Raw genomic sequence first — 23,627 nt, 5'->3', positions numbered from 1 at the left:
CCGCGAGGCTCAAGGCTCAGCTGTGCGGTTCGTTGCCGTTGCGGCTGTCGTACTGCTCGTAGGCGTCGACGATACGGCCGACGAGCTTGTGCCGTACGACATCGTCGGAGGTGAGCCGGGAGAAGTGCACATCCTCCACGTCGTGCAGGATGTCCTGGACCTGGCGCAGCCCGCTCTTCGTACCGCCGGGGAGGTCGACCTGGGTGACATCGCCGGTGATGACGATCTTCGAGTCGAAGCCGAGCCTCGTCAGGAACATCTTCATCTGCTGCGAGCTGGTGTTCTGCGCCTCGTCGAGGATGATGAACGCGTCGTTCAGCGTGTTGTGCGTCAGCAGATAGTCCTCGGTGACGTAGAGCGAGTCCTCCGCCGCGACCTGGATGCAGACCGCCTCCTCGCGGCCCGCCGGGTCGATCCGGTCGATGAACCGCGTCGGCCGGCCCCCGCCGCTCGCCAGGTACTTCTCACGCTTGCGTCCGAGACGGAACGGCTCGACGCCCTCAGGAAGGCGGATGTCGATGATGTGAGCGTCCCTGCGGTGCTCCACGTCCCGACCGTTGGCCCTGCCCGGCCGCCTGCCGGCCGCCGCCCTCCGGCTGGAGTAGGCGACGCCTCCCAAGGACTGGACCAGGCTGATGACGTCGTCGCGCAGCAGAATCGACGTGGTCGTGTACTGGATACGACAGGTCCGGTCGGACTGCGTGACCGGGCCCCCGTCGGAATCCAGCAGTCCCTGGAGCAGGGCCAAGCGAACGTCCGCGGAGTTGTACAGATAGGCGTCGGGGACGAACTTCGAGCACGACCTGGTGCCGAGCAGATCCAGTTCGCGGAGCACCCTCGTCACCGGATTTTCCAGCGTCACCACGTCACCGGGGGACTTCACCCTGTTCGGGGTGTAGTTGACCTGGTCCTTCCAGTTCACCGCGACACCGGGCAGCGCGGCTTCGAGCAGGGGGATCAGCTCCTCGTCAGCCGTCGCGAACGATGGCGTGGTGGAGCCGGTCAGACACCCGTCACCGAGCAGGAGCCCGAGCGCGTACGCGTCCATGGGCACCTCCCGTTCCGGGAAGCACACCGGCTGGGTCAGCATCGGCAGCTCGTACCGGCGCGCGTGCCCGGCACGAAGGTTGCCGATCATCTCCTTGGTCTCCAGGACCCGCCATGGCTTGTCACGCCTTCGGTCCGAGGCGGTCCGGACGGTCCAGAGGTGCTCCCCGCAGCAGAGGGTCGACGATCCGTCCTGTGCCGTGACCCGGTAGATGTCCTTCTCGCCCTGCGGATACACGCCGAGGACGGGTGTCGGCTCGCCGTTGGACCCGATGACCAGGTCGCCCACCATCAGCTCCCCGATGGGGCGCCAGCCGTCCGGCGTGAGCACGTTCGTAAAGAGGGGTTGGGAACGGCCGCGCATGTACGCCAGCGGCGCGACCTCGATCGTGCCCGCCGCCATCAGGCGTGGGATCGAGTCGGGGTCGAGCATGTCGTGCAGCGCGTCGTAGAGGGGGCGCAGATACGGGTCGATCTTCTCGTACAGCGTGCCGGGCAGGAAGCCGAGGCGCTCCCCCGCCTCCACCGCGGGCCTGGTCAGGATGATCCTGGTGACCTGCTTGGACTGCAGGGCCTGTACGGCCTTGGCCATGGCGAGATAGGTCTTGCCGGTGCCCGCCGGGCCGATGCCGAAGACGATCGTGTGCTTGTCGATCGCGTCCACGTAGCGCTTCTGGTTCAGCGTCTTGGGGCGGATCGTGCGGCCACGGCTGGAGACGATGTTCTGCGTGAGAACGTCGGCGGGGGTCTCGGGTCCGTCCGCGCCGCCGTTCTCGCTCGCCCTGAGCATGGCGATCGAGCGTTCCACTGCGTCCTCCGTCATCGGCTGACCGGTGCGGAGCACCAGCATCATCTCGTCGAACAGGCTCTGGATCAGCGCGACCTCGGCCGCGTCGCCCACGGCACTGATCTCATTGCCCCGGACATGGATGTCGGCGGCCGGGAACGCCTTCTCGATCACGCGCAGCAGCGAGTCACCGGAGCCCAGGATCGTCACCATCGGGTGCTTGGCGGGGATCGTGAAGTGGGCTCGTGCCTGACCGTGCGCGGGGGTGGGGACTGTGGGTGTCTGAGTCATGGGCCGGCACTGTGGCCTGCACATACCTCCCGTTGCGGGGTTCTCGCCGCTCGACAACCTCTGGGTACCAGCGTACGACCCCGCACCGACAACGCCGTAGGGCTTTTCCGCGCGCCTTCCCGCACGGCTCCCGTGTGGCTCCCGCGCGCCGTTCCCTGGTGCTCTCCGCGAAGGCGTGTGGACCCCGTGCCGCCTCAGGCCGAGCGGCCGAAGCCGATCGTCGGTACGGCCCTGCGCAGCGGCCACGGCCGGCTCGGCGCGGGCAGCAGACCCGCCAGGAAGGCGTACCGCCGCAGCGCCGCCGGATCCTGGTCCGACGACGCCCGGACGCGACTCCACCAGGCGGCGACCTCCGACCAGCCGGGCGCCGACAGCGATCCGCCGAACTCCTGGACCGACAGTGCGGCCGTGAGCCCGGAGAACGCGAGCCGGTCGGCGAGCGGCCAGCCGGCGAGGGTGCCGGTGACGAACCCGGCGACGAACACGTCGCCCGCGCCCGTCGGGTCCAGCGCCTCCACGTCGATCGCCGGCACCTCGGCGGTGGCGCCGGTGGCGCTGTCCACCGCGTACGCGCCCTCGGCGCCCAGGGTCACGACCACCAGCGGCACCAGGTCGGCGAGCGCCCGCGCGGCGGCCCTGGGGCAGTTGGTACGGGTGTAGCGCATCGCCTCGTCGGCGTTGGGCAGGAACGCCTCGCAGTGCGCCAGGTCGGGTAGTGAGGCGAGGTCCCAGCGGCCCGTGTCGTCCCACCCGACGTCGGCGAAGACCCGCGCGCCGTTTCCGGCGGCGCGGGCGATCCACTCCTCGCTGCGGCCCGGGGTGAGCGCGGCGACGGCGGCACGCGCACGCGGCGGGCACTCGGGCAGGGTGCCGTCGGGCGGCGGGGCCTCGTGGCCGTGCGAGACCATCGTGCGCTCGCCCTCGTACGCCATGGAGACGGTGACCGGGGAGTGCCAGCCGGGCACGGTGCGCGAGCGGGAGAGGTCGATGCCCTCGCCCTGCTCCAGCGCGTCCCAGCAGTACTCCCCGTAGTGGTCGTCGCCGAAGGCGGCCGCGAGCGAGGTGCGCAGCCCGAGCCGGGCCAGCGCGCTGGCCATGTTGGCGATGCCGCCGGGGCTCGAACCCATGCCCCTGGCCCAGGACTCGGTGCCGCGCACGGGGGCGCTTTCGAGGCCGGTGAAGATGATGTCGAGGAAGACCGTGCCGGTCAGGTAGACGTCGCAGTCCGGGTCGTCCGGGGCGCGCAGGGCGCCCAGCGGGTCGACATCGGCGGTGTGGTCCTGCGGCGTTCCTGCACTTGGGGTCACGGTCGCGCTCCCGGATCGGCGTACGGATCCGGACAGTGTGCCCGATGCCTCTGACAGTCGGCGTGAGGCCGGGGCCGGGCCGGGGCCCTGGTCCCGCGGGGTGGGGATCATCCGGAGCGCTTGGGCAGCGGGACCCGTACGAGGTCGGCCGCGACGGTCAGTTCGCCTTCGTACCCGGCCGCCCTGGCCTGCCGTTCGAACTCCGCCGGGTCGCCGTAGCGCTGCGAGAAGTGCGTCAGTACGAGGTGCCGTACGCCGGCCTCCCGCGCCACCGCCCCCGCCTGCCCCGCGGTCAGATGGCCGTGGTCCACGGCCAGTTGGCCGTCCTCGTCGAGGAAGGTGGACTCGATGACCAGCATGTCGCAGCCGTCGGCCAGCGCGTGCACCCCGGGACAGAGCCGGGTGTCCATGACGAACGCGAAGCTCTGGCCCCGGCGCTCCTCGCTGACGTCGGCGAGCGTCACCCCGCGCAGTTCGCCGTCCCGCGCCAGGCGCCCCACGTCGGGCCCCTGGATGCCGTGCGCGGCGAGGCGTTCCGGGATCATCCGGCGGCCGTCGGGCGCGGTGATCCGGTAGCCGTAGGACTCGACGGGGTGCGAGAGCTTGTGCGCCCGGAGGGTGTACGCGTCGGTCCGGGCGAGTACGCCGTCGGTGTCGACGGGCGCCTCGGTGATGCCGACGGTCTCGCGGTACGCCGTCGCGTAACGCAGCCTCCTGAAGAAGACGTGTCCGCTCGCCGGGTAGTGCGCGGTGACCTCGTGCGGGACGCGGTCCAGGTTGACGCGCTGGATCACCCCGGCGAGGCCGAGCGAGTGGTCGCCGTGGAAGTGCGTGACGCAGATCCGGTTGATGTCGTACGCCGCGACCCCGGCGCGCACCATCTGGCGCTGGGTGCCGTCACCGGGGTCGAAGAGGATGCCCTCGCCGTCCCAGCGCAGCAGATAGCCGTTGTGGTTGCGGTGCCGGGTGGGGACCTGGCTGGCGGTGCCCAGGACGACGAGCTCTCGTACGGACAAGGTGTCGGCCGCCCTACCCGGGGGGCCAGTTGAGGCCGCGGCCGCCCAGCACGTGGGCGTGCGCGTGGAAGACGGTCTGGCCGGCGCCGCTGCCGGTGTTGAAGACGATCCGGTAGCCGCTGCCGGCGGTCTTGTCCTCGGCGGCGACCTCGGCGGACTCGCGCAGGATGTCGGCGGCGATCTGCGGCTCGGCCGCGGCGAGCGCCGCGGCGTCCGGGTAGTGGACCTTGGGGATCACCAGCACATGGGTGGGGGCCTGCGGGTTGATGTCCCTGAAGGCCACGGTGGTGTCCGTCTCGCGTACGAGGGTGGCGGGCACCTCCCCGGCGACGATCTTGCAGAACAGGCAGTCGGCCTGTCGTTCACCCGCCATGGTCCGGGTCTCCTCGTGTCGTTCGGCCGGTCGCCCCTGGTCGCTTCCGTACGGAGGCAGCCTATCCGGCCACAGGTGCCCGGACCGCGTCCGGGCGCTCAGGACCAGCGGCCCGTGCGGCCCAGCAGCAGCGCGCAGGCGGCCGTACCGGCGGTGGACGTCCGCAGGACGGTGCGGCCGAGCCGGTACGGGGTGGCCCCGGCGGTCGCGAACAGCGCCAGTTCGTCCGGCGAGACGCCGCCCTCGGGGCCGACGACCAGCACGATGCTTCCGGCGGTGGGGAGTTCGGCGGTGGCGAGCGGTTCGCTGCCGTCCTCGTGCAGGACGGCGGCGAAGTCGGCCGTGGCCAGCAGCGCCGCGACCTGTTTGGCGGACATCGCCTCCGTGACCTGGGGGAAGCGGAGCCGACGGGACTGCTTGCCCGCCTCGCGGGCGGTGGCGCGCCATTTGGCCAGGGCCTTGGCGCCCCGTTCGCCCTTCCACTGCGTGACGCACCGTGCGGCCTGCCAGGGCACGATCGCGTCGACGCCGGTCTCGGTCATCGTCTCGACGGACAGCTCGCCGCGGTCGCCCTTGGGCAGTGCCTGGACGACGGTGATCCGGGGCACGGGCTCGTCCTGCGTACGTACGCCGGTGACCTCGACGTCCAGGCGGTCCTTGCCGTGGACGGCGGCGACCGTGCCGTGCGCGCCGGTGCCGGCGCCGTCCGTGAGGACGACCTCCTCGCCGACGCGCAGCCTCCTTACGGAGACGGCGTGGCGGCCCTCGGGGCCGTCGAGCGTGACGATCCCCGGCCGCAGGGTGGTGGCGGCGTCGGTGGTGTCGACGACGAAGACGGGTGCGGTCATGAGGTGTCCCCCAGGGTCAACGAGGCGCGGGCGGCTTCGAGTTCGTCGACGAGGACGCCGACGAGCTGTCCGGCGGGCAGAGCGCGGGCCATCCGGTGGCCCTGGCCGGCCCACAGGGCCATGCCCTGCGGGTCGCCGACCTTGGCGGCGGCCTTGCGCAGCCCGGCGGTGAGGTGGTGCACCTCGGGGTACGCGGGCGGGGCGTAGGGGCCGTGTTCGCGCATGAAGCGGTTGACGAGACCACGCGCGGGCCGGCCGGAGAAGGCGCGGGTGAGTTCGGTGCGGGTGAACAGCGGGTTGGTCATGGCGTGCTTGTGCAGGGCGTGGGCGCCGGACTCCGGGCTGACCAGGAACGCGGTGCCGAACTGCGCGGCGTCGGCGCCCGCGGCGAGGACGGCGGCGATCTGGCCGCCGCGCATGAGCCCGCCGGCCGCGATGATCGGCAGCCGTACGGATTCCCGTACCTGTGTGACGAGCGACAGCAGCCCGATGCCCGCGCCGTCGGTGGCGGGGTCGTCGCGGTGCGTGCCCTGGTGGCCGCCGGCCTCGATGCCCTGGACGCAGACGACGTCGGCGCCCGACCACTCGGCGGTCTGGGCCTCCTCGGGTGTGGTCACGGTCACGACGGTGAGGGTGCCGACGCGGGTGAAGGCGTCGAGGACGGTGGGCGTGGGGCAGCCGAAGGTGAACGACACGACGGGGACGGGATCGTCGAGCAGTATCGCGAGCTTGGCCTCGTACCCGTCGTCGCGGCCCGCCTCGGGGTCGCCGAGGGGGGTCTCGTACCAGGTCGCCTCACCGGCGAGCTGATCGCGGTAGACCTCCACGGCGGCGTGGTCGTCGTGGTGCGGCTGCGGCATGAACAGGTTGATCCCGAAGGTGCTGCCGCTGAGCCCCCGGAGCTGCTTGACCTCCTGGTACATCCCGTCGGCGGTCTTGTACCCGGCGGCGAGGAATCCGAGCCCTCCGGCGTCACCGACGGCCGCGACCAACGGGGGGCAGGACGCGCCGCCGGCCATGGGAGCCTGCACGATCGGATACCGGCAGAGATCGGTCAACACGGAGGACATGCACGCATGGTGCCATGTCCCTCCGGGGGTGCTGATGCCGGTTCGTCCTCAATCGCCGGACGGGCTGTCGAAAGCCCGTCCGGCGCTTGAGGACAGAGATCCGCCGGACACGCCCTAGCGGCCGTTGAACGCGTCCTTCAGCCTTGAGAAAAGCCCCTGTTGACCCGGTTGAAACTGGCCGGTGGGCCGTTCCTCGCCCCTGAGCTTCGCCAGCTCTCGCAGCAACCGCTCCTGCTCCGGGTCGAGTTTCGACGGGGTCATGACCTCGACATGGACGATCAGGTCGCCCCGGCCACCGCCCCGCAGATGCGTGATGCCGCGGCCGTGCAGCGGGATCGACTGGCCCGACTGGGTGCCCGGACGGACGTCGATGTCCTCGACCCCGTCCAGCGTCTCCAGCGGGCACTGCGTGCCCAGCGAGGCCGCCGTCATCGGGATGGTCACCGTGCAGTGCAGATCGTCGCCGCGCCGCTGGAACACCGCGTGCGGCAGCTCGTGGATCTCGACGTACAGGTCACCCGCCGGGCCGCCGCCGGGCCCGACCTCGCCCTCACCGGAGAGCTGGATACGGGTGCCGTTGTCGACGCCCGCCGGGATCTTGACCGTGAGGGTGCGGCGCGACCTGATGCGGCCGTCGCCCGCGCACTCGGGGCAGGGGGTCGGCACGACCGTACCGAAGCCCTGGCACTGCGGGCACGGCCGCGAGGTCATGACCTGGCCCAGGAAGGACCGCGTGACCTGCGAGACCTCGCCGCGACCGCGGCACATGTCGCAGGTCTGCGCGGAGGTGCCGGGTGCGGCGCCCTCGCCCGAGCAGGTCGTGCAGACGACCGCCGTGTCGACCTGGATGTCCTTGGTGGTGCCGAAGGCCGCCTCGTTGAGGTCGATCTCCAGCCGGATCATGGCGTCCTGGCCGCGCCGCGTCCGCGACCTCGGCCCGCGCTGCTGCGACGTCCCGAAGAACGCGTCCATGATGTCCGAGAAGTTGCCGAAGCCACCGGCCCCGAAGCCACCGGCCCCGCCGCCCGCCTGCGAGAGCGGGTCGCCGCCGAGGTCGTAGACCTGCTTCTTCTGCGGGTCCGACAACACCTCGTAGGCGGCGTTGATCTCCTTGAAGCGCTCCTGCGTCTTGGGATCGGGATTGACATCCGGGTGCAGCTCGCGTGCGAGCCTGCGGAATGCCTTCTTGATCTCGTCCTGTGATGCGTCGCGGCGTACGCCGAGTACGGCGTAGTAGTCCGTGGCCACTTACGACTCCGCCAGGATCTGTCCGACGTAACGTGCCACTGCGCGTACCGCTCCCATCGTTCCGGGGTAGTCCATGCGGGTCGGTCCGACCACGCCGAGTTTGGCGACTGCCTCGTCGCCCGAACCGTAGCCGACCGCGACGACGGACGTGGAGTTGAGGCCCTCGTGGGCGTTCTCGTGCCCGATTCGTACGGTCATGCCCGAGTCTTCGGCCTCGCCGAGCAGCCTGAGGAGCACAACCTGCTCCTCAAGTGCCTCCAGCACCGGCCGGATCGTCAGGGGGAAGTCGTGCCCGAAGCGCGTCAGATTGGCGGTGCCGCCGATCATCAGCCGTTCCTCGGTCTCCTCGACCAGCGTCTCCAGCAGCGTCGCGAGGACCGTGGTCACCGTCCCCCGGTCCTCCATGTCGAAGGATTCGGGCAACTCCTGCACCAGCAGCGGCACATCGGAGAACCGGCGGCCGACGACCCGGGCGTTGAGCCGGGCCCGCAGGTCCGCCAGCGACGTGTCGCCGAACGGCACGGGACAGTCGATCATGCGCTGCTCGACCCGGCCGGTGTCGGTGATCAGGACGAGCATCAGCCGCGCGGGGGCGAGCGAGAGCAGTTCCACGTGCCGCACCGTCGAGCGGGTCAGCGAGGGGTACTGCACGACCGCGACCTGCCGGGTGAGCTGCGCGAGCAGCCGTACCGTACGGGCCACGACGTCGTCGAGGTCGACGGCGCTGTCGAGAAAGTTCTGGATGGCCCTGCGCTCCGGCGCCGACAGGGGCTTGACGCCCGCCAGCCGGTCGACGAAGAGCCGGTAACCCTTGTCCGTCGGAATACGCCCCGCACTGGTGTGGGGCTGGGCGATGAAGCCCTCGTCCTCCAGGACCGCCATGTCGTTACGGACAGTGGCCGGGGAGACACCGAGCTTGTGCCGCTCGGTCAACGCCTTGGAGCCGACGGGCTCCTCGGTGCCGACATAGTCCTGGACGATGGCGCGCAGCACCTCAAGCCTGCGTTCGCTCAGCATCGCGCACACCTCCAGCTCTGGGTCCTCGGCTCCGGCTTGGCACTCGATGCGTAGGAGTGCCAGCATTCCCCGGGGCCAGTGTACGGCCGTGAGGTACGCCCCTAGCAAGGCCGACCGGACACGCTACCGCGCGGTACCGCCCGCCCCACCGATAGCGTCGCCGTATGAACGTCCGTTGGGAAGAGCACGGCTGGGAACGGATCGCCCCGGGAGTCGGCAGACGACGGCTGCCTGGCTGGGATGCGACGGTCGGTCTGGTCGTGGGCGAGGACGCCGTCCTGCTGTACGACACGGGCTCCACGCTCCGTGAGGGCGCGGAGATCCGCGCGCAGGCGCAGGCGCTGTGCGGCGGCCGGCGCGTGACGCACATCGTGCTCAGCCACGCCCACTTCGACCATGTCCTGGGCACGGCGGCGTTCTCGGGCACCCAGGTCTACGGCGCGGTGGGCCTGGCGGAGCTGCTGCTCCGGGACCGCGAGAGCCTGCGCGCCTCGGCCGTACGGCACGGGGTGTCCGCCTCCGAGGCCGCCTCCGCGGTGGACGTGCTGGTCGTGCCGGGGCACCCGGTGTCGGGTGAGTGGACGCTCGACCTCGGCGGGCGGCAGGTACTTCTCGCCAATGTCGGCCCGGGGCACTCCGGGCACGATCTGGCGCTGCTCGTCCCCGCCGGCCGGGAGGCCGGCCGGGAGGCCGTCTTCTGCGGGGACCTGGTCGAGGAGTCGGGCGAGCCACAGGCCGGCGACGACGCGATCCCGGCGCGCTGGCCGGCGGCGCTGGACCGGCTGCTGGCGCTGGGCGGGGAGGACGCGGTGTACGTGCCCGGCCATGGCGCGGCCGTCGACGCGGCGTTCGTACGGGCGCAGCGTGGCGCGCTGGCCGCGCGTTTCGGCTCGGCGTAGCGCCAGGGCCTGTCCGGCGGATCTCCGTGGACCCGCGCGGATCCGCCGGGTTGCCCCCCGGTCCCGTTATCGTCTGCGGATGCGCAGTTACAGCCCTGATCTGACCCCGCCCTGGAAGCGTTCGAAGCCGGTGCCCGAGGTGCCCGCCGAACCGGATCTGGTGGTCGAGGAGGTGTCGACGGGCTTCTGCGGCGCGGTGATCCGCTGCGAGAAGACCGCGGAGGGTCTGACGGTCACCCTGGAGGACCGCTTCGGCAAACACCGGGTGTTCCCGCTGGTGGAGCGGGGGTTCATGCTCGAAGGCCGGGTCGTCACCCTGGTCCGGCCGGCTGCCGGCGGTCCCGCCCGTCCCGCCCGTACGGCCTCCGGCTCGGTCGCCGTCCCGGGCGCGCGGGCGCGGGTGGCCCGTGCGGGGCGTATCTACGTGGAAGGGCGGCACGACGCGGAACTGGTCGAGCGGGTCTGGGGGGACGACCTGCGGATCGAGGGCGTGGTCGTGGAGTACCTGGAGGGCATCGACGATCTCCCGGCGATCGTCGCGGAGTTCGGCCCGGCGGCGGACGCGCGTCTCGGCGTGCTGGTCGACCACCTGGTGCCCGGCTCCAAGGAGTCCCGCCTCGCCGGGCAGGTCACCGGGGAGGACGTGCTGGTCGTGGGCCATCCGTACATCGACGTCTGGGAGGCGGTGAAGCCGTCGTCCGTGGGCATCCCGGCGTGGCCGGCGATCCCGCGCGGCCAGGACTGGAAGACGGGGGTCTGCCGCGAGCTGGGCTGGCCGGAAAACACCGGTGCGGCGTGGCAGCGGATCCTGGCCTCGGTCCGCTCCTACCGGGACCTGGAGCCGGCGCTGCTGGGGCGGGTGGAGGAGCTGATCGACTTCGTGACGGAGCCGGGGTTGGGTTGACCCTGCGGGCCGGTGGTCGTTGTCCTCAAGCGCCGGACGGGCTTGGTGGTTGCGGTTGTCGGTCGGGGTTCGGGGTCCGCGGGTGGGTATGTCCGGACGGCGCGATGTGTGGCGCAACCCGGACCAGCAGCTCTCCGGTGACCGCTGGGCGCCGTCATGCCGTCCGGACATGACCCCGGAGCGGCACCCGGCCACCGGCCCGCACCACAGACGCGTCAACCCACCGCCGGGCCGGCGGAATTCAAGCCCGTCCGGCGAATGAGGGCAACCACCCACCGGGCGGACCCGGTCAGCGAAACCCCGGCCACCACCAGCCCGCCCGCAGGGCCGAACCGTCAATCCACCAGGTCCCGCACCACCGCGTCCGCCAGCAGCCGCCCCCGCAGCGTCAGCACCGCCCGACCCTCCCCGTACGGCCCCGCCGCCAGCCGACCGTCCGCCAGCGCGCGACCAGCCGCCGCCAGCCCCGCCGGCCGCAGCAGGGACAGTTCCACGCCGTCCGACAGCCGCAGTTCCAGCAGGATGCGCTCGACGCGCCGGTCCTCCGCCGTGAGGAGTTCGCGGCCCGCGCCCGGTGACCGGCCCTCCGCGAGCGCCGCCGCGTACGCCCCCGGGTGCTTCACGTTCCACCAGCGCACCCCGCCGACATGGCTGTGCGCGCCCGGCCCCGCGCCCCACCAGTCCGCGCCGCGCCAGTAGAGCTCGTTGTGCAGGCAGCGACCGGCGTCGGTGGTGGCCCAGTTGGAGACCTCGTACCAGGAGAACCCGGCCGCGCCCAGCGTCTCGTCCGCGATCAGGTAGCGGTCGGCGTGCTCGTCGTCGTCGGTCATGGGGACCTCGCCGCGCCGGATGCGCCGGGCCAGCCCCGTGCCCTCCTCGACGATCAGCGCGTACGCGGAGATGTGGTCGGGTCCCGCGCCCACCGCCGCCGCCAGCGACGCGCGCCAGTCGTCGTCGCTCTCGCCGGGTGTGCCGTAGATCAGGTCGAGGTTCACATGGTCGAATCCGGCCGCGCGGGCCTCGGCGACGCAGGCCTCGGGCCGCCCGGGGGTGTGCGTGCGGTCGAGCACCTTGAGGACGTGCTGTTTCGCGCTCTGCATGCCGAAGGAGATCCGGTTGAAGCCGCCTTCACGCAGCTCCGCGAGGTACTCCGGGCCGACGGACTCCGGATTCGCCTCGGTGGTGATCTCGGCGTCGTCGGCGAGGCCGAACTCGTCGCGTACGGCGCCCAGCATCTGTACGAGGTCGGCCGCGGCCAGCAGCGTGGGCGTACCGCCGCCGACGAAGACCGTACGGGCGGGCCTGGGGTCGTCGCCGAGGATCTTGCGGGCGAGCCGGATCTCGTCGGTCAGGGTGTCGGCGTAGTTGTCGCGGGAGGCCAGCACACCACCCGAGCCGCGCAGCTCGGTCGCCGTGTAGGTGTTGAAGTCGCAGTATCCGCAGCGGGTGGCGCAGTACGGCACGTGCAGGTAGAAGCCGAGCGGCCGGTCCGCCGCGCCGTCCAGGGCGTGCGGGGGCAGCGCGCCGGACTCGGGCATGGGGTCACCGTCGGGCAGGGCGGAAGGCATGCCCCCAGTGTCCCGCACCCCTGCGGGAAGCTACACCGCGCGCAGCACCAGCATCGCCAGGTCGTCCGATGGCGGGCTCGGGTCGAAGTCGTGCACGGCTCGTCTTATCCGCTCGGCGACGCCCTGGGCGCTCAGGCCCGTGCAGCCCGCCAGGATCGCGGCGAGGCCGTCGTCGTCGTCCAGGAGCAGCCGCCCGGAGCGGCGCTCGGTGATGCCGTCGGTGACGCACAGGAGCGTGTCCCCCGACGCCAGGTCGAAGCTGAGGCTCTCGTACGCGACGTTCTCGTCGACCCCGAGGAGCAGCTGCGGCTCGGCCGCCACCCGTACCGTCCCGTCGGGCCGCAGCAGCAGCGGCAGGGGGTGGCCCGCGCTCGCGAGGGTGCAGCGGGCGCCGCCTTCGGTGCCGGGGAGTGGTGCCAGCTCGCCGTAGAGCAGGGACAGGAAGCGTGACTGGCCGCCGTCGGCGAGCCCGCCGCCGTGGCCGTCGTCGAGGCTCTTGCCGATGTCGCGGATGTCACCGAGCGGGCCCAGGTCGCTGAGGCCGGGGAGCCCGCTCTCGCCGCCGGAGAGATCCTGTCCGCCGGCGACGGCGACCATCAGCGCGGCGGCCTCGGCTGCCTCCATCGCGTCGTCCAGCAGGAGCCGGTTGAGCCGGTCGAGGACTTCGCCGACGCCGTACCCCTCACGGGCGAGGAGCCGCAGCCAGGGCCGGGCGAGGCCGGTGACGACGGCGGCCTCGGGGCCGCTGCCCTGGACGTCGCCGAGCATGAAGCACCAGCGGCCGCCGGGCGGGGCGGGAAAGACGTCGTAGAAGTCGCCGCCGACCACGCCGTCGTCGGCGGGCTCGTACACGAGGTGGCTCTCGACGCCCGGGATCCTGGCCACCTGGCTGGGCAGCAGACTGCGTTGCAGGACGCGGCTGATGGTGGCCTGCCGGGTGTAGCGGCGGGCGGCGCCGATCGCGAGGGCGACGCGTCGGGCGAAGTCCTCGATGAGCGCGACCACTTCGTCGGGCATCCGGGCGAGCCGGCGCCGGCCGAGGACCAGGGTGCCGAGGGGGCGGCCGTTGGCGACGAGCCGGCAGGCGACGGCCGCGCCGTCGTGCGCGCCGGTCTGGCCGGAGCCGGGCCAGGGGACGGGTACGGGGACGTTCCGCCCGCCGCTCGCACCGGTGCCCGTGCCGTCCCGCTCGCGCTGGGAGTCGAGCAGCCGCGGCGGCTCCTTCTCCAGGAGGGTGCGCAGCAGCTCGATGCGGGACTCGTCGGCGTGCCAGACCCGGGCGAGCCGGGGTGCGGCGCCCGCCCTGCCGTGGCCTTCGCCTTCGCCGTCGAGCCAGATCGCGCACCAGTCGGCGAGCCGGGGTACGAGCAACTGGCCGGCGAGGGCGGCGACCAGGTCCTCGTCGAGCTGTCCGGCGAGCAGGTCGGAGGCCTCGGCGAGGAAGGAGAGGGCGCCCCGGCTGATCCAGTCCGGGTCCTCGCGCGGCATCCCGCGCGGTGCGGGGGCGAGGATCTCGGCGGCGCGCAGGCCGCGGCGCAGGGCGGGTTCGCCGACGACCCCGGTTCCGTTGACTCCCGCGGCTGAGTCGGCTCCGGTGCCGGCCGTGGTTTCGGCGGTCGGCCCGTCGAGCGGGAGGCGGGCCCAGACGGTCTTGAGGCCGGTGCGGTACGTGATGCCCCAGCGTTCCGCGAGGGCGGCGATGAGCTGGAGGCCCCGGCCGTACTCGGGGGAGCCGCCGCCCGCCGGGCCGTGGGCGTCGCTGCGTACGGAGCGGGCGGGGTGGTGGTCGGACACCTCGATGACGAGTGCGGCGGGCTCCCGGGGCTCCCGCTCGGGGTGCGCGTCAGGCTCGGGGTCCGTGGGGGACGTGCCGTCGCCGGACCCGCCGGGACCGTCGGACCCACCGGACCCGTCGGACCCACCGGACCCGTCGGACCCACCGGTCCCGTCCCGGGGTTCGGCCTCGGACGGGTCGTCGGGTCCGTCGCCGTCCGGCTCCCGCTGGGCCGCTTCGAGGCGGCAGAGCAGTTCCACGTTGGTGCCGGCGTGCACGACGGCGTTGGTGACCAGTTCGTCGACGATCAGCACCGCGTCGTCCGCCAGCCCGTCCGAGCTGTGCCGGCCCGGTGGGCACGCCTCGTCGCCCTGGCAGAGGGCGCAGGTGGTGAGCAGCCCGAGGCTGGTCCACTCGGCGAGCGCCGCGCGCACGAAACGGCGCGCGGCGGACGGGGCGAGCGGGTTCCCCGGCAGGCTGGTGCGTGCCGTGCGTCGCTCGTCGTCCCGGAACGTACGGCTCCGCGCTGGAGTCAGCACTTCCGGATCGTCCGGTTTCCGGCGGTCCCCTATAGGCCCCACATGCGGCTCCTGGTTGTTTCTTTCGTTGCGCCGCTCACGACCCCGACAGAGTGACAGACTGAGCGTGCCCATAAGCGTCGAGTCATCGAAATGGGCGAAGAAGTGGGCGAGGAACGGAGCTCAGAGGCCACTTCCCGGCCGCCGCACCCCCGACACACTACGCACCCGGATCCCCCGCACCCGGCCATCACCTACTCGGACGCCATCCACGATGACCAACCGGATACCCACCGATCCACCCGCCGACACCCCGGTCACCGACCGTGCCGGCATCCTTCTCGTCGACGACATGGAGGAGAATCTTCTCGCGCTCGAAGCGGTGCTGGCATCGCTCAACGTGCCGCTGGTGCGGGCCCGTTCGGGCGAGGAGGCGATGCGGGCCCTGCGTCGTGAGCGGTTCGCCCTGGTCCTGCTGGACGTACGGATGCCGGGCATGGACGGCTTCGACACCGCCGCCGGCATCAAGCGCCTGGATCAGGCCAAGGACGTCCCGATCATCTTTCTGACCGGCAGCGATCCCGACAGCGGCTTCACCTTCCGCGGCTACGCGACGGGGGCCGCCGACTTCATCCCGAAGCCGTTCGACCCGTGGGTGCTGCGCGCCAAGGTGACGGTGTTTCTGGAACTGCACCGCAAGAACCGCCAGTTGGAGGCCCTGCTCGCCCAGGACCAGGTGCAGCTCGCCGAGATGGCCCATCGGCTCTCCGCGATCGGGTCGATGCTCGACGCGAACGACGCGCACGAAGCACATGACGCGGGTGTCCCGAACGGCGCGGACGGTGCTGGCGGCCCGGCCGCCACGCACGGGCCGGACGGTCACGGCGAACTGGCGGCGCTGCGCGACCATGTGGCGGGGCTGGACAATGTACTGCGGGAATTACGGCGCGGGCGGGGCGGTCGGCCGTAGTCCCCGGCCGACCGCCCCGCCCGCGCCCTGATGCACCAGGCGTAGGCGCGGCTACGCCTCCCGCGACCCCGCGTACATCTCGTCCAGCAGGTGCTTGTACTCCCGCTCCACGACCGGCCGCTTGAGCTTCAGGCTGGGCGTCAGCTCACCGTGCTCGATGTCCAGGTCGCGCGGCAGCAGCCGGAACTTCCTGATCGTCTGCCAGCGCTGAAGGCCCTCGTTGAGTTCCTTCACATAGCCCTCGATCAGCTCCTGGGTCCGCGGCGACGCCACGACGTCGGCGTACGACGCGCCCTCCAGGCCGTTCTCTGCCGCCCAGCCGAGCAGGGCCGGTTCGTCCAGCGCGATGAGCGCGGTGCAGAAGTTGCGGTCGGCACCGTGCACCAGGATGTTGGAGACGTACGGGCACACCGCCTTGAACCGGCCCTCGACCTCGGCCGGGGCGATGTACTTGCCGGCGGACGTTTTGATCAGGTCCTTCTTGCGGTCGGTGATCCGCAGATAGCCGTCGACCGACAGCTCGCCGATGTCGCCGGTGTGCAACCAGCCGTCGGATTCGAGGACTTCGGCGGTCTTCTGGGGCAGCCCGTGGTAGCCGTCCATGATGCCGGGGCCGCGCAGCATGATCTCGCCGTCGTCGGCGATACGGACCTCGCAGCCGGGCAGCGGCTTGCCGACGGTGCCGGTGCGGTAGGCCTCGCCCGGGTTGACGAAGCTCGCGGCGCTCGACTCCGTCAGGCCGTAGCCCTCCAGGATGTGGACTCCCGCGCCGGCGAAGAAGAAGCCGATCTCGGGCGAGAGCGCGGCGGATCCGGAGATCGCGGCGCGCAGCCGGCCGCCGAACGCCGCGCGGAGCTTGGCGAAGACGAGCTTGTCGGCGACGGTGTGCTTGGCGCCGAGGGCGAAGGGCACCGAACTGGTGCCGGTATGGCGGAAGTTGTCCTGGCTGACCTTCGCGTACTCGCGTGCGACGCCCGCGGCCCACTGGAAGATCTTGTACTTCGCGGGACCGCCGGCCCGCGCCTTGGCCGCGACCCCGTTGTAGACCTTCTCGAAGATGCGGGGCACCGCGGCCATGTAGGTCGGCCGCACCACCGGCAGATTCTCGATGATCTTGTCGACGCGGCCGTCGACGGCGGTGACATGGCCGACCTCGATCTGACCGGAGGTCAGCACCTTGCCGAAGACGTGCGCCAGCGGCAGCCACAGGTACTGAACGTCGTCCTTGGTGATGAGCCCGGTGCCCGCGATCGCCTTCGCCATGTAAGACCAGTTGTCGTGCCGCAGCCGCACGCCCTTGGGTCGGCCCGTGGTGCCCGAGGTGTAGATGAGAGTGGCGAGCTGTTCGGCCGTGATCGCGCCGACCCGCTCCTTGACGGCCTCGGGCTGCTCCTGAAGGAGCTTCGTCCCGCGCTCCTCCAGCTCGGCGAGGGAGAGCACCCAGCCGTCCGGGTCGCCCTCGGCGGGCTTCGCGTCGGCCGCCTCGATCACCACGACATGGGCGAGGTTCGGCAGCTCGGCCCGGCGCTCGCGCGCCTTGGCGAGCTGGTCGGCGTCCTCGGCGATGAGGACGCGGCTCGCGGAGTCGGCGAGGATGTACGCGCACTCCTCGGCGTTCGTCGAGGGGTAGACCGTCGTGGTCGCGGCGCCCGCGCACATCACACCGAGGTCGGTGAGGATCCACTCGACCCGGGTGGCGGCGGCGAGCGCGACGCGCTCCTCGGGCCGTACGCCCAGCGCGATCAGACCGGCCGCCACCGCGTACACCCGCACCGCGGCCTGCCCCCAGCTGAGGGACTCCCAGTCGTCGGGGCCGCCCTGGCCCGAGGCGGGAGGAACGGGATAGCGGTAGGCCTCGGCGTCCGGCGTGGCCGCCACACGCTCCATGAAGAGGGCAGCCACCGACGGCGGCCGGTTCTCGATCAAGGTCTTTGTGTCGCTCACGACGTCCTCCGGGCCCCGCAAAGCTTGCGCGACTGGCTAGTTGTTTAACTGGTGAGTAACCATCGAGCAGTGATCAGACTAGAGCGCGCCCGGCCGGTGCGTAAGGGGACGCGGGAAGCCGCTTCATAACGAACCGGACCCGTGAACGCCGGTCGGGTCCGCGCGCCTGTGCGCACGGACCCAACCGGTCCTACTCGCGGGTCACTTCCCGGTCACTTCCCCCCGGCACCGCCGCGCGTCACTTCTTCTTGCTCGACGATTCGTCGCTCGACAGCACCGCGATGAACGCCTCCTGCGGGACCTCCACGCTGCCGACCATCTTCATCCGCTTCTTGCCCTCCTTCTGCTTCTCCAGCAGCTTGCGCTTCCGGGAGATGTCACCGCCGTAGCACTTGGCGAGGACGTCCTTACGGATGGCGCGGATCGTCTCGCGGGCGATGACCCGCGAGCCGATGGCCGCCTGGATGGGGATCTCGAAGGCCTGGCGCGGGATGAGTTCCCTGAGCTTGGCGACGAGCCGTACGCCGTACGCGTACGCCTGGTCCCGGTGCGTGATCGCGGAGAACGCGTCGACCTTGTCGCCGTGCAGCAGGATGTCGACCTTGACGAGGTTGGCGGTCTGCTCGCCCGTGGGCTCGTAGTCCAGCGAGGCGTAGCCGCGGGTCTTGGACTTCAGCTGGTCGAAGAAGTCGAAGACGATCTCGGCGAGCGGCAGGGTGTAGCGGATCTCGACCCGGTCGGCGGAGAGGTAGTCCATACCGAGGAGCGTGCCGCGGCGGTTCTGGCACAGCTCCATGATCGAGCCGATGAACTCGCTGGGCGCGAGGATCGTGGCCCGGACGACCGGCTCGTGCACCGAGTCGATCTTCCCCTCCGGGAACTCGCTCGGGTTGGTGACGGTGTGCTCCTTGCCGTCCTCCATCTCGACCCGGTAGACCACATTGGGCGCGGTCGCGATCAGGTCGAGGTTGAACTCGCGCTCCAGCCGCTCCCGGATCACATCGAGGTGCAGCAGCCCGAGGAAGCCGACGCGGAAGCCGAAGCCGAGAGCCGCCGAGGTCTCCGGCTCGTAGACCAGGGCGGCGTCGTTGAGCTGGAGCTTGTCGAGGGCGTCGCGCAGCTCGGGGTAGTCCGAGCCGTCCAGCGGATAGAGGCCGGAGAACACCATCGGCTTGGGGTCCTTGTAGCCGCCCAGCGCCTCGGTCGCGCCCTTGTGGAGGGACGTGATCGTGTCACCGACCTTGGACTGCCGGACGTCCTTCACGCCGGTGATGATGTAGCCGACCTCGCCGACACCGATGCCGTCGGCCGGGGTCATCTCGGGCGAGGAGACACCGATCTCCAGCAGCTCGTGGGTGGCGCCGGTGGACATCATCCGGATGCGCTCGCGCTTGTTGAGCTGGCCGTCGATGACACGGACGTACGTGACGACGCCCCGGTAGGAGTCGTACACCGAGTCGAAGATCATCGCGCGTGCCGGGGCGTCGGCGGCGCCGACCGGCGGCGGCACGTCCTTGACGACCCGGTCGAGCAGGACGTCGACACCGACACCGGTCTTGGCGGAGACCTTGAGGACGTCCTCGGGCTGGCAGCCGATCAGGTTCGCCAGTTCCTCGGAGAACTTCTCGGGCTGCGCGGCCGGCAGGTCGATCTTGTTGAGCACCGGGACGATGGTGAGGTCGTTCTCCATCGCCAGATAGAGGTTGGCGAGGGTCTGCGCCTCGATGCCCTGCGCGGCGTCCACCAGCAGGACCGTGCCCTCGCAGGCGGCGAGCGAACGGGACACCTCGTAGGTGAAGTCCACGTGGCCCGGGGTGTCGATCATGTTCAGGACATGGGTGGTGCCCTGGTCCGGACCCTCGTTGGGGGCCCACGGCAGCCGGACCGCCTGGGACTTGATCGTGATGCCGCGCTCGCGCTCGATGTCCATCCGGTCGAGATACTGAGCGCGCATCTGCCGCTGGTCGACCACTCCGGTCAGCTGGAGCATCCGGTCGGCGAGTGTCGACTTGCCGTGGTCGATGTGCGCGATGATGCAGAAATTACGGAGCAGCGCCGGGTCCGTACGGCTCGGCTCGGGCACGTTGGTAGGGGTCGCGGGCACGCAGGGTCCTGATTCTTGAGACGCGCGGCGTCTCGTCTCGGGTCACATCGGATCGATACGTAGGCTCCATCGTCCCACGGGTACGGGGCTGCGCCCGGTTTGGGCCGGTCGGACGGTGGCTGGTAGCGTGGGCAGCTGTGTCTGCTGCCGTCTCGGCGCGGACGCTCATTCAAAGATCATCGAACCTGAAAAGGCATTTCGTGGCGAACATCAAGTCCCAGATCAAGCGGAACAAGACCAACGAGAAGGCGCGCCTGCGCAACAAGGCCGTCAAGTCGTCGCTCAAGACCGCGATCCGCAAGGCCCGCGAGGCTGTCGTCGCCGGTGACGTCGAGAAGGCCAATGTGGCCGTCCGTGAAGCGTCGCGCAAGCTCGACAAGGCCGCCTCGAAGGGCGTCATCCACAAGAACGCCGCCGCCAACAAGAAGTCGGCGCTGGCGTCCAAGGTTGCCGCCCTTCAGGGCTGAGCGATTGTCTGCTCACTCTTGATTCCAACCGCCGGAACGGACTCAGCGGGCCCTCTCTACCGCTCCTGACCGGTGTCTTTACGGATTCGCACACGACTGCGTTCGCCACGCGGGTGCGGATCCACCCAGGTTTGACGCCGAAGGCCCCGGTACGGCGTACCGGGGCCTTCGGCATGTTTGGTATGCGGGTCTCGTGCTGAGCGGTCAGCGGCCGGCGCGGGCCGCGTGGGCGATCGTGACGACCGCCTTCTCCAGCGCGTACTCGGGGTCCGCGCCGCCACCCTTGACGCCTTCGTCGGCCTCCGCGACCGCGCGCAGCGCCGTCGCCACCCCGTCCGGGGTCCAGCCGCGCATCTGCTGGCGCACCTTGTCGATCTTCCACGGCGGCATACCCAGCTCACGGGCGAGGTCGGCTGGCCGGCCGCCGCGCGCCGACGACAGCTTGCCGATGGCGCGCACGCCCTGCGCGAGGGCGCTGGTGATCAGTACGGGCGCGACGCCGGTCGAAAGCGACCAGCGCAGCGCTTCGAGCGCGTCGGCCGCGCGGCCCTCCACGGCCCGGTCGGCGACGGTGAAGCTGGAGGCCTCGGCGCGGCCCGTGTAGTACCGGGCGACGATCGCGTCGTCGATCGCGCCCTCGACATCCGCGGCAAGCTGGGACACCGCGCTCGCCAGCTCCCGCAGATCGCTGCCGATCGAGTCGACCAGCGCCTGGCAGGCCTCGGGCGTGGCCGAGCGGCCCAGCGCGCGGAACTCCGACCGTACGAAGCCGAGCCGCTCGGCGGGCTTGGTCGTCTTCGCGCAGGCGACCTCACGGGCGCCCGCCTTGCGGGCCGCGTCCAGCAGGGCCTTGCCCTTGGGGCCTCCCGCGTGCAGCAGCACGAGCGTGATCTCCTCGGCCGGTGCGTCGAGGTACGCCTTCACGTCCTTGATCGTGTCCGCGGCGAGGTCGTGCGCGTTCCGTACGACGACGACCTTGCGCTCGGCGAACAGCGACGGGCTCGTCAGCTCGGCGAGGGTGCCCGGAAGCAGCTGGTCGGAGGAGAGGTCGCGCACGTCCGTGTCCGGGTCGGAGGCGCGGGCCGCCGCCACGACCTGCTGGACGGCGCGGTCCAGCAGCAGGTCCTCCTGGCCCACGGCGAGCGTGAGCGGGGCGAGCGGATCGTCGGGGGAAGTCTTCCTGGTGGCCATCGCGGTCCAGCATCGCACGGCCCACCGACACCGCCCCGCGTACCGCCCGCCGTACGGGAGAATGACCGGGTGAGCGACGTTCGACATGTACTGGTGCTGCCCGACCGCGACACCGCCGAGGAGCTGGCGGGTGAACTCGCCGACCGCTTCGGGGTGCTGGAGGAGCCCCAGCTCGTACGGGACGCCCTGGCGGGCGAGGACGACGCCGAGGACGCGCAGTGGCTGGTCGTGATCGAGGACGAGCACTCCCGCCTCGACCCCACGGCACTGGACGCCTTCGCCGCCGAGTACGAGGGGTGGCTCGAAGCACCGCAGGGGTGACCGGACCTGGTCGCGTACGCCCGTGCCTGACCAGTGGGTCAGACCTTGCGGACGATCTGGATGTCCAGGTCGATGGAGATACTGGAGCCGACGACGGCGATGCCGCGGGCGAGCATCGTCTGCCAGGTGAGGGTGAAGTCCTCGCGGTGCAGCTCGGTCGTGGCGCGGCAGGCCGCGCGGGTCTCGCCCTCCATGCCGCTGCCGATGCCCAGGTAGCGGGTGTCGAGTGTCACCGTACGGCTCACGCCGTGCAGGGTCAGCCCGCCGGTCACGCCCCAGTGGCCGCCGCCCCGGTGGACGAAACGGTCGCTGTAGAACTCCAGCGTCGGATAGTTCGCGACGTCCAGGAAGTCCGCCGAGCGCAGGTGGTCGTCGCGCATCCGGACGTTGGTGTCGATGGACGAGGCGTCGATGACGACGTGCATCGCGGACCGGTCCATGCGCTCGGCTATCCGCACGGCGCCGGCGAAGGTGTTGAACCGGCCGTGGATCCGCGCCAGTCCGATATGGCGCGCGGTGAAGCCGATCTGGGAGTGCATCGGCTCGATCTCCCACTCTCCCGGCTCGGGGAGTGTCGGCGGCTTCGCGAGCTGGAGGGTCACGTCGCCGAGGCCCGTGTGCGCGCTCTCGCTCACCGCGGCGTTGCCGTGGTGCGGGGTGAAGCCGTCGGCCGTGACCGCGAGGCGGTACTCACCGGCCGGGACGGTCGCCATGACCGAGCCGAACGGATCGGTCTCCCCGCCGACCACCTTCCGCCCCAACCTGTCGCTGAGGACGAACTCGGCGCGGCGGACGGGTTCGCCGCCGGGGTCGAGAACGCGGCAGCTCAGTACGCCCGCCGTGAGGGGCACCGGCACCGCCGCGAGCGGACCGGCCTCCGCGGCACCGGCCGCGCGCCCGCCGAACCAGCGTTTGAACATTCCTGTACACCCCATGCGATTCGGGACTCATGGCCCGTGCCGGGCATCAGATCGTTGCCGAATACACGGACCGTCGACGAATAGGCATTCGATCACCCTTGTGCCGTTCAGGGCAAACACGGGCGCTCGGAGATGATTTGACCGTTCACCTACCCGCAAGTACCTGACGTCCAACTACGTCACTCCTCCTTCCTGTTGACCCCGACCTGCGGCACCTGGTCCAGTTCAAGGCCGAAGTGTTCCCGGTAGGCGGCCAGGATCTCGGCGTCCCCGGCCAGCTCCCGCTCGCGGCGCTCGCCGCCCACGGTGCTGACGAGCCTGTCGCCCGCGAGCGTGATCCGGCCGTCGTGGGTGTTGCGGGAACAGACCAGGGACCGGGTGAAATGCGAGTCGGGCGACGTCCGGTGGTACCAGGCCCCGGCGGCGAAGTCGGCCAGCGCACGCGGTCGTTGGTCGACACGGAACTGGGGCTTGCCGTCCCGCACGACATCGACGTCCCCGTCCGGCCCCGCCACGACCCGGAACGTACCGGCGGGGTCCCGCTGGTCACCGCGCTCGTCGAAGGCCAGCGGGTGGGTGCTGTGGTTCCCGAAGCCGACGTCGGCGAGCCACCGGTCGGCGCCGCGTCCGGACCCGGTCCGCGCGGGCGTCTCCACGAGGAGCGTCATGTGGTCGTACGGGATCCCCAGGGCGCCGTCCGCCGTGAACACCCGGGCCTGAAGGCGCGTCACCCGGAAGCCGAGTTCGCGCAGCAGCACCGCGAAGGCGCCGTTGAGTTCGTAGCAGAGACCTCCTCTCTTCCGCTCCACGACCTTGGCGACCAGCGCCCCCTCATCGAGGACGATCTCCTCCCCCAGATGCACGGACAGATTCTCGAACGGCACGGTCCGCAGGTGCCGAACCTGAAGATCCCGCAGTGCCACGGCGTCCGGTACGGCGGGCCGGTCGGCGCCGATCCGGTGCAGATAGCCGGAGATGGTCCGAGACATGTCCATGTCCCCAGTCTGTCCCGGTACCCTCCCTCCCACCATGCGTCTTTCGTC

The 23,627-nt window shown here is 71.2% G+C and carries 20 protein-coding genes; 5 read left to right on the top strand and 15 right to left on the bottom strand.

Features of this window, described 5'->3' with window-relative positions:
• Positions 1-16: 16 nt before the first annotated feature.
• The 8 genes from OG700_RS27935 to hrcA form a co-directional block, all read right to left on the bottom strand.
• Entirely contained in the window at positions 17-2,125 is a 2,109-nt protein-coding gene (locus tag OG700_RS27935) for a PhoH family protein (RefSeq protein WP_405618234.1), read from the bottom strand.
• A 194-nt stretch (positions 2,126-2,319) separates the two neighbouring features.
• Positions 2,320-3,432, bottom strand: a complete 1,113-nt coding sequence (locus tag OG700_RS27930; RefSeq protein WP_405618232.1) for a PfkB family carbohydrate kinase — start codon at positions 3,430-3,432, stop codon at positions 2,320-2,322.
• 107 nt (positions 3,433-3,539) lie between these two features.
• Entirely contained in the window at positions 3,540-4,448 is a 909-nt protein-coding gene (locus OG700_RS27925; RefSeq protein WP_405618230.1) for a ribonuclease Z, read from the bottom strand.
• A gap of 13 nt (positions 4,449-4,461) precedes the next feature.
• Positions 4,462-4,821: a histidine triad nucleotide-binding protein gene (locus tag OG700_RS27920; RefSeq protein ID WP_405618228.1), complete on the bottom strand. Its 360-nt coding sequence runs from the start codon at positions 4,819-4,821 to the stop codon at positions 4,462-4,464.
• Between the two features lie 98 nt (positions 4,822-4,919).
• Positions 4,920-5,669, bottom strand: coding sequence for a 16S rRNA (uracil(1498)-N(3))-methyltransferase (locus OG700_RS27915; protein WP_405618226.1), 750 nt, complete (start codon positions 5,667-5,669; stop codon positions 4,920-4,922).
• Positions 5,666-6,739, bottom strand: a complete 1,074-nt coding sequence (locus OG700_RS27910) for a nitronate monooxygenase (protein WP_405618223.1) — start codon at positions 6,737-6,739, stop codon at positions 5,666-5,668. Before OG700_RS27910 ends, OG700_RS27915 begins: the two co-directional genes overlap by 4 nt.
• A gap of 114 nt (positions 6,740-6,853) precedes the next feature.
• Positions 6,854-7,987: a molecular chaperone DnaJ gene (gene dnaJ, locus OG700_RS27905; RefSeq protein WP_189108274.1), complete on the bottom strand. Its 1,134-nt coding sequence runs from the start codon at positions 7,985-7,987 to the stop codon at positions 6,854-6,856.
• Entirely contained in the window at positions 7,988-9,004 is a 1,017-nt protein-coding gene (gene hrcA, locus OG700_RS27900; protein WP_405618219.1) for a heat-inducible transcriptional repressor HrcA, read from the bottom strand. It lies immediately after the preceding gene.
• Between the two features lie 164 nt (positions 9,005-9,168).
• Here hrcA and OG700_RS27895 point away from each other — a divergent pair, with 164 nt between their 5' ends.
• Together OG700_RS27895 and OG700_RS27890 are read left to right on the top strand one after the other, a co-directional pair.
• Positions 9,169-9,903 carry an MBL fold metallo-hydrolase gene (locus tag OG700_RS27895; protein WP_405618217.1) on the top strand — a complete coding sequence of 245 codons (735 nt, stop codon included), beginning with the start codon at positions 9,169-9,171 and terminating at the stop codon, positions 9,901-9,903.
• Between the two features lie 79 nt (positions 9,904-9,982).
• Entirely contained in the window at positions 9,983-10,807 is an 825-nt protein-coding gene (locus OG700_RS27890; protein ID WP_405618215.1) for a DUF3097 domain-containing protein, read from the top strand.
• 335 nt (positions 10,808-11,142) lie between these two features.
• On the opposite strand, the gene hemW is transcribed toward OG700_RS27890, so the two are convergent.
• The gene (gene hemW / locus OG700_RS27885; RefSeq protein ID WP_405618213.1) at positions 11,143-12,375 is read right to left on the bottom strand and encodes a radical SAM family heme chaperone HemW; all 1,233 of its coding nucleotides are present in this window, start codon (positions 12,373-12,375) and stop codon (positions 11,143-11,145) included.
• 30 nt (positions 12,376-12,405) lie between these two features.
• Positions 12,406-14,625, bottom strand: coding sequence for a SpoIIE family protein phosphatase (locus OG700_RS27880; RefSeq protein WP_405622023.1), 2,220 nt, complete (start codon positions 14,623-14,625; stop codon positions 12,406-12,408).
• Between the two features lie 316 nt (positions 14,626-14,941).
• Here OG700_RS27880 and OG700_RS27875 point away from each other — a divergent pair, with 316 nt between their 5' ends.
• On the top strand, positions 14,942-15,637 hold the full coding sequence (locus OG700_RS27875) for a two-component system response regulator (protein ID WP_405618211.1): 696 nt from the start codon (positions 14,942-14,944) through the stop codon (positions 15,635-15,637).
• Between the two features lie 51 nt (positions 15,638-15,688).
• Here the strand turns inward: OG700_RS27875 and OG700_RS27870 are convergent, their stop codons facing one another.
• Together OG700_RS27870 and lepA are read right to left on the bottom strand one after the other, a co-directional pair.
• A complete protein-coding gene (locus OG700_RS27870; protein WP_405618209.1) occupies positions 15,689-17,581 on the bottom strand; it encodes an AMP-dependent synthetase/ligase in 1,893 nt (630 codons plus the stop codon).
• A 238-nt stretch (positions 17,582-17,819) separates the two neighbouring features.
• Positions 17,820-19,685, bottom strand: a complete 1,866-nt coding sequence (gene lepA, locus OG700_RS27865; protein ID WP_405618207.1) for a translation elongation factor 4 — start codon at positions 19,683-19,685, stop codon at positions 17,820-17,822.
• A 200-nt stretch (positions 19,686-19,885) separates the two neighbouring features.
• Here lepA and rpsT point away from each other — a divergent pair, with 200 nt between their 5' ends.
• The gene (gene rpsT, locus OG700_RS27860) at positions 19,886-20,152 is read left to right on the top strand and encodes a 30S ribosomal protein S20 (RefSeq protein WP_023541903.1); all 267 of its coding nucleotides are present in this window, start codon (positions 19,886-19,888) and stop codon (positions 20,150-20,152) included.
• Positions 20,153-20,356: 204 nt separating this feature from the next.
• On the opposite strand, the gene holA is transcribed toward rpsT, so the two are convergent.
• Entirely contained in the window at positions 20,357-21,343 is a 987-nt protein-coding gene (gene holA / locus OG700_RS27855) for a DNA polymerase III subunit delta (RefSeq protein ID WP_405618205.1), read from the bottom strand.
• Positions 21,344-21,412: 69 nt separating this feature from the next.
• Between holA and OG700_RS27850 the strand changes: the two genes are divergently transcribed.
• Complete coding sequence (locus OG700_RS27850) at positions 21,413-21,664, top strand: hypothetical protein (protein WP_405618203.1); 252 nt, start codon at positions 21,413-21,415, stop codon at positions 21,662-21,664.
• A 38-nt stretch (positions 21,665-21,702) separates the two neighbouring features.
• On the opposite strand, the gene OG700_RS27845 is transcribed toward OG700_RS27850, so the two are convergent.
• Both OG700_RS27845 and OG700_RS27840 read right to left on the bottom strand, forming a co-directional pair.
• Positions 21,703-22,584 (bottom strand): YceI family protein, encoded by an 882-nt coding sequence (locus OG700_RS27845; RefSeq protein ID WP_405618201.1) that lies wholly within the window; start codon positions 22,582-22,584, stop codon positions 21,703-21,705.
• Positions 22,585-22,763: 179 nt separating this feature from the next.
• On the bottom strand, positions 22,764-23,579 hold the full coding sequence (locus tag OG700_RS27840) for an arylamine N-acetyltransferase (protein WP_405618199.1): 816 nt from the start codon (positions 23,577-23,579) through the stop codon (positions 22,764-22,766).
• Between the last annotated feature and the right edge of the window lie 48 nt (positions 23,580-23,627).

It is taken from the genome of Streptomyces sp. NBC_01508, from assembly GCF_045040315.1.
Lineage (GTDB): Bacteria > Actinomycetota > Actinomycetes > Streptomycetales > Streptomycetaceae > Streptomyces.
This window is presented reverse-complemented; position numbering and strand designations above follow the sequence as displayed.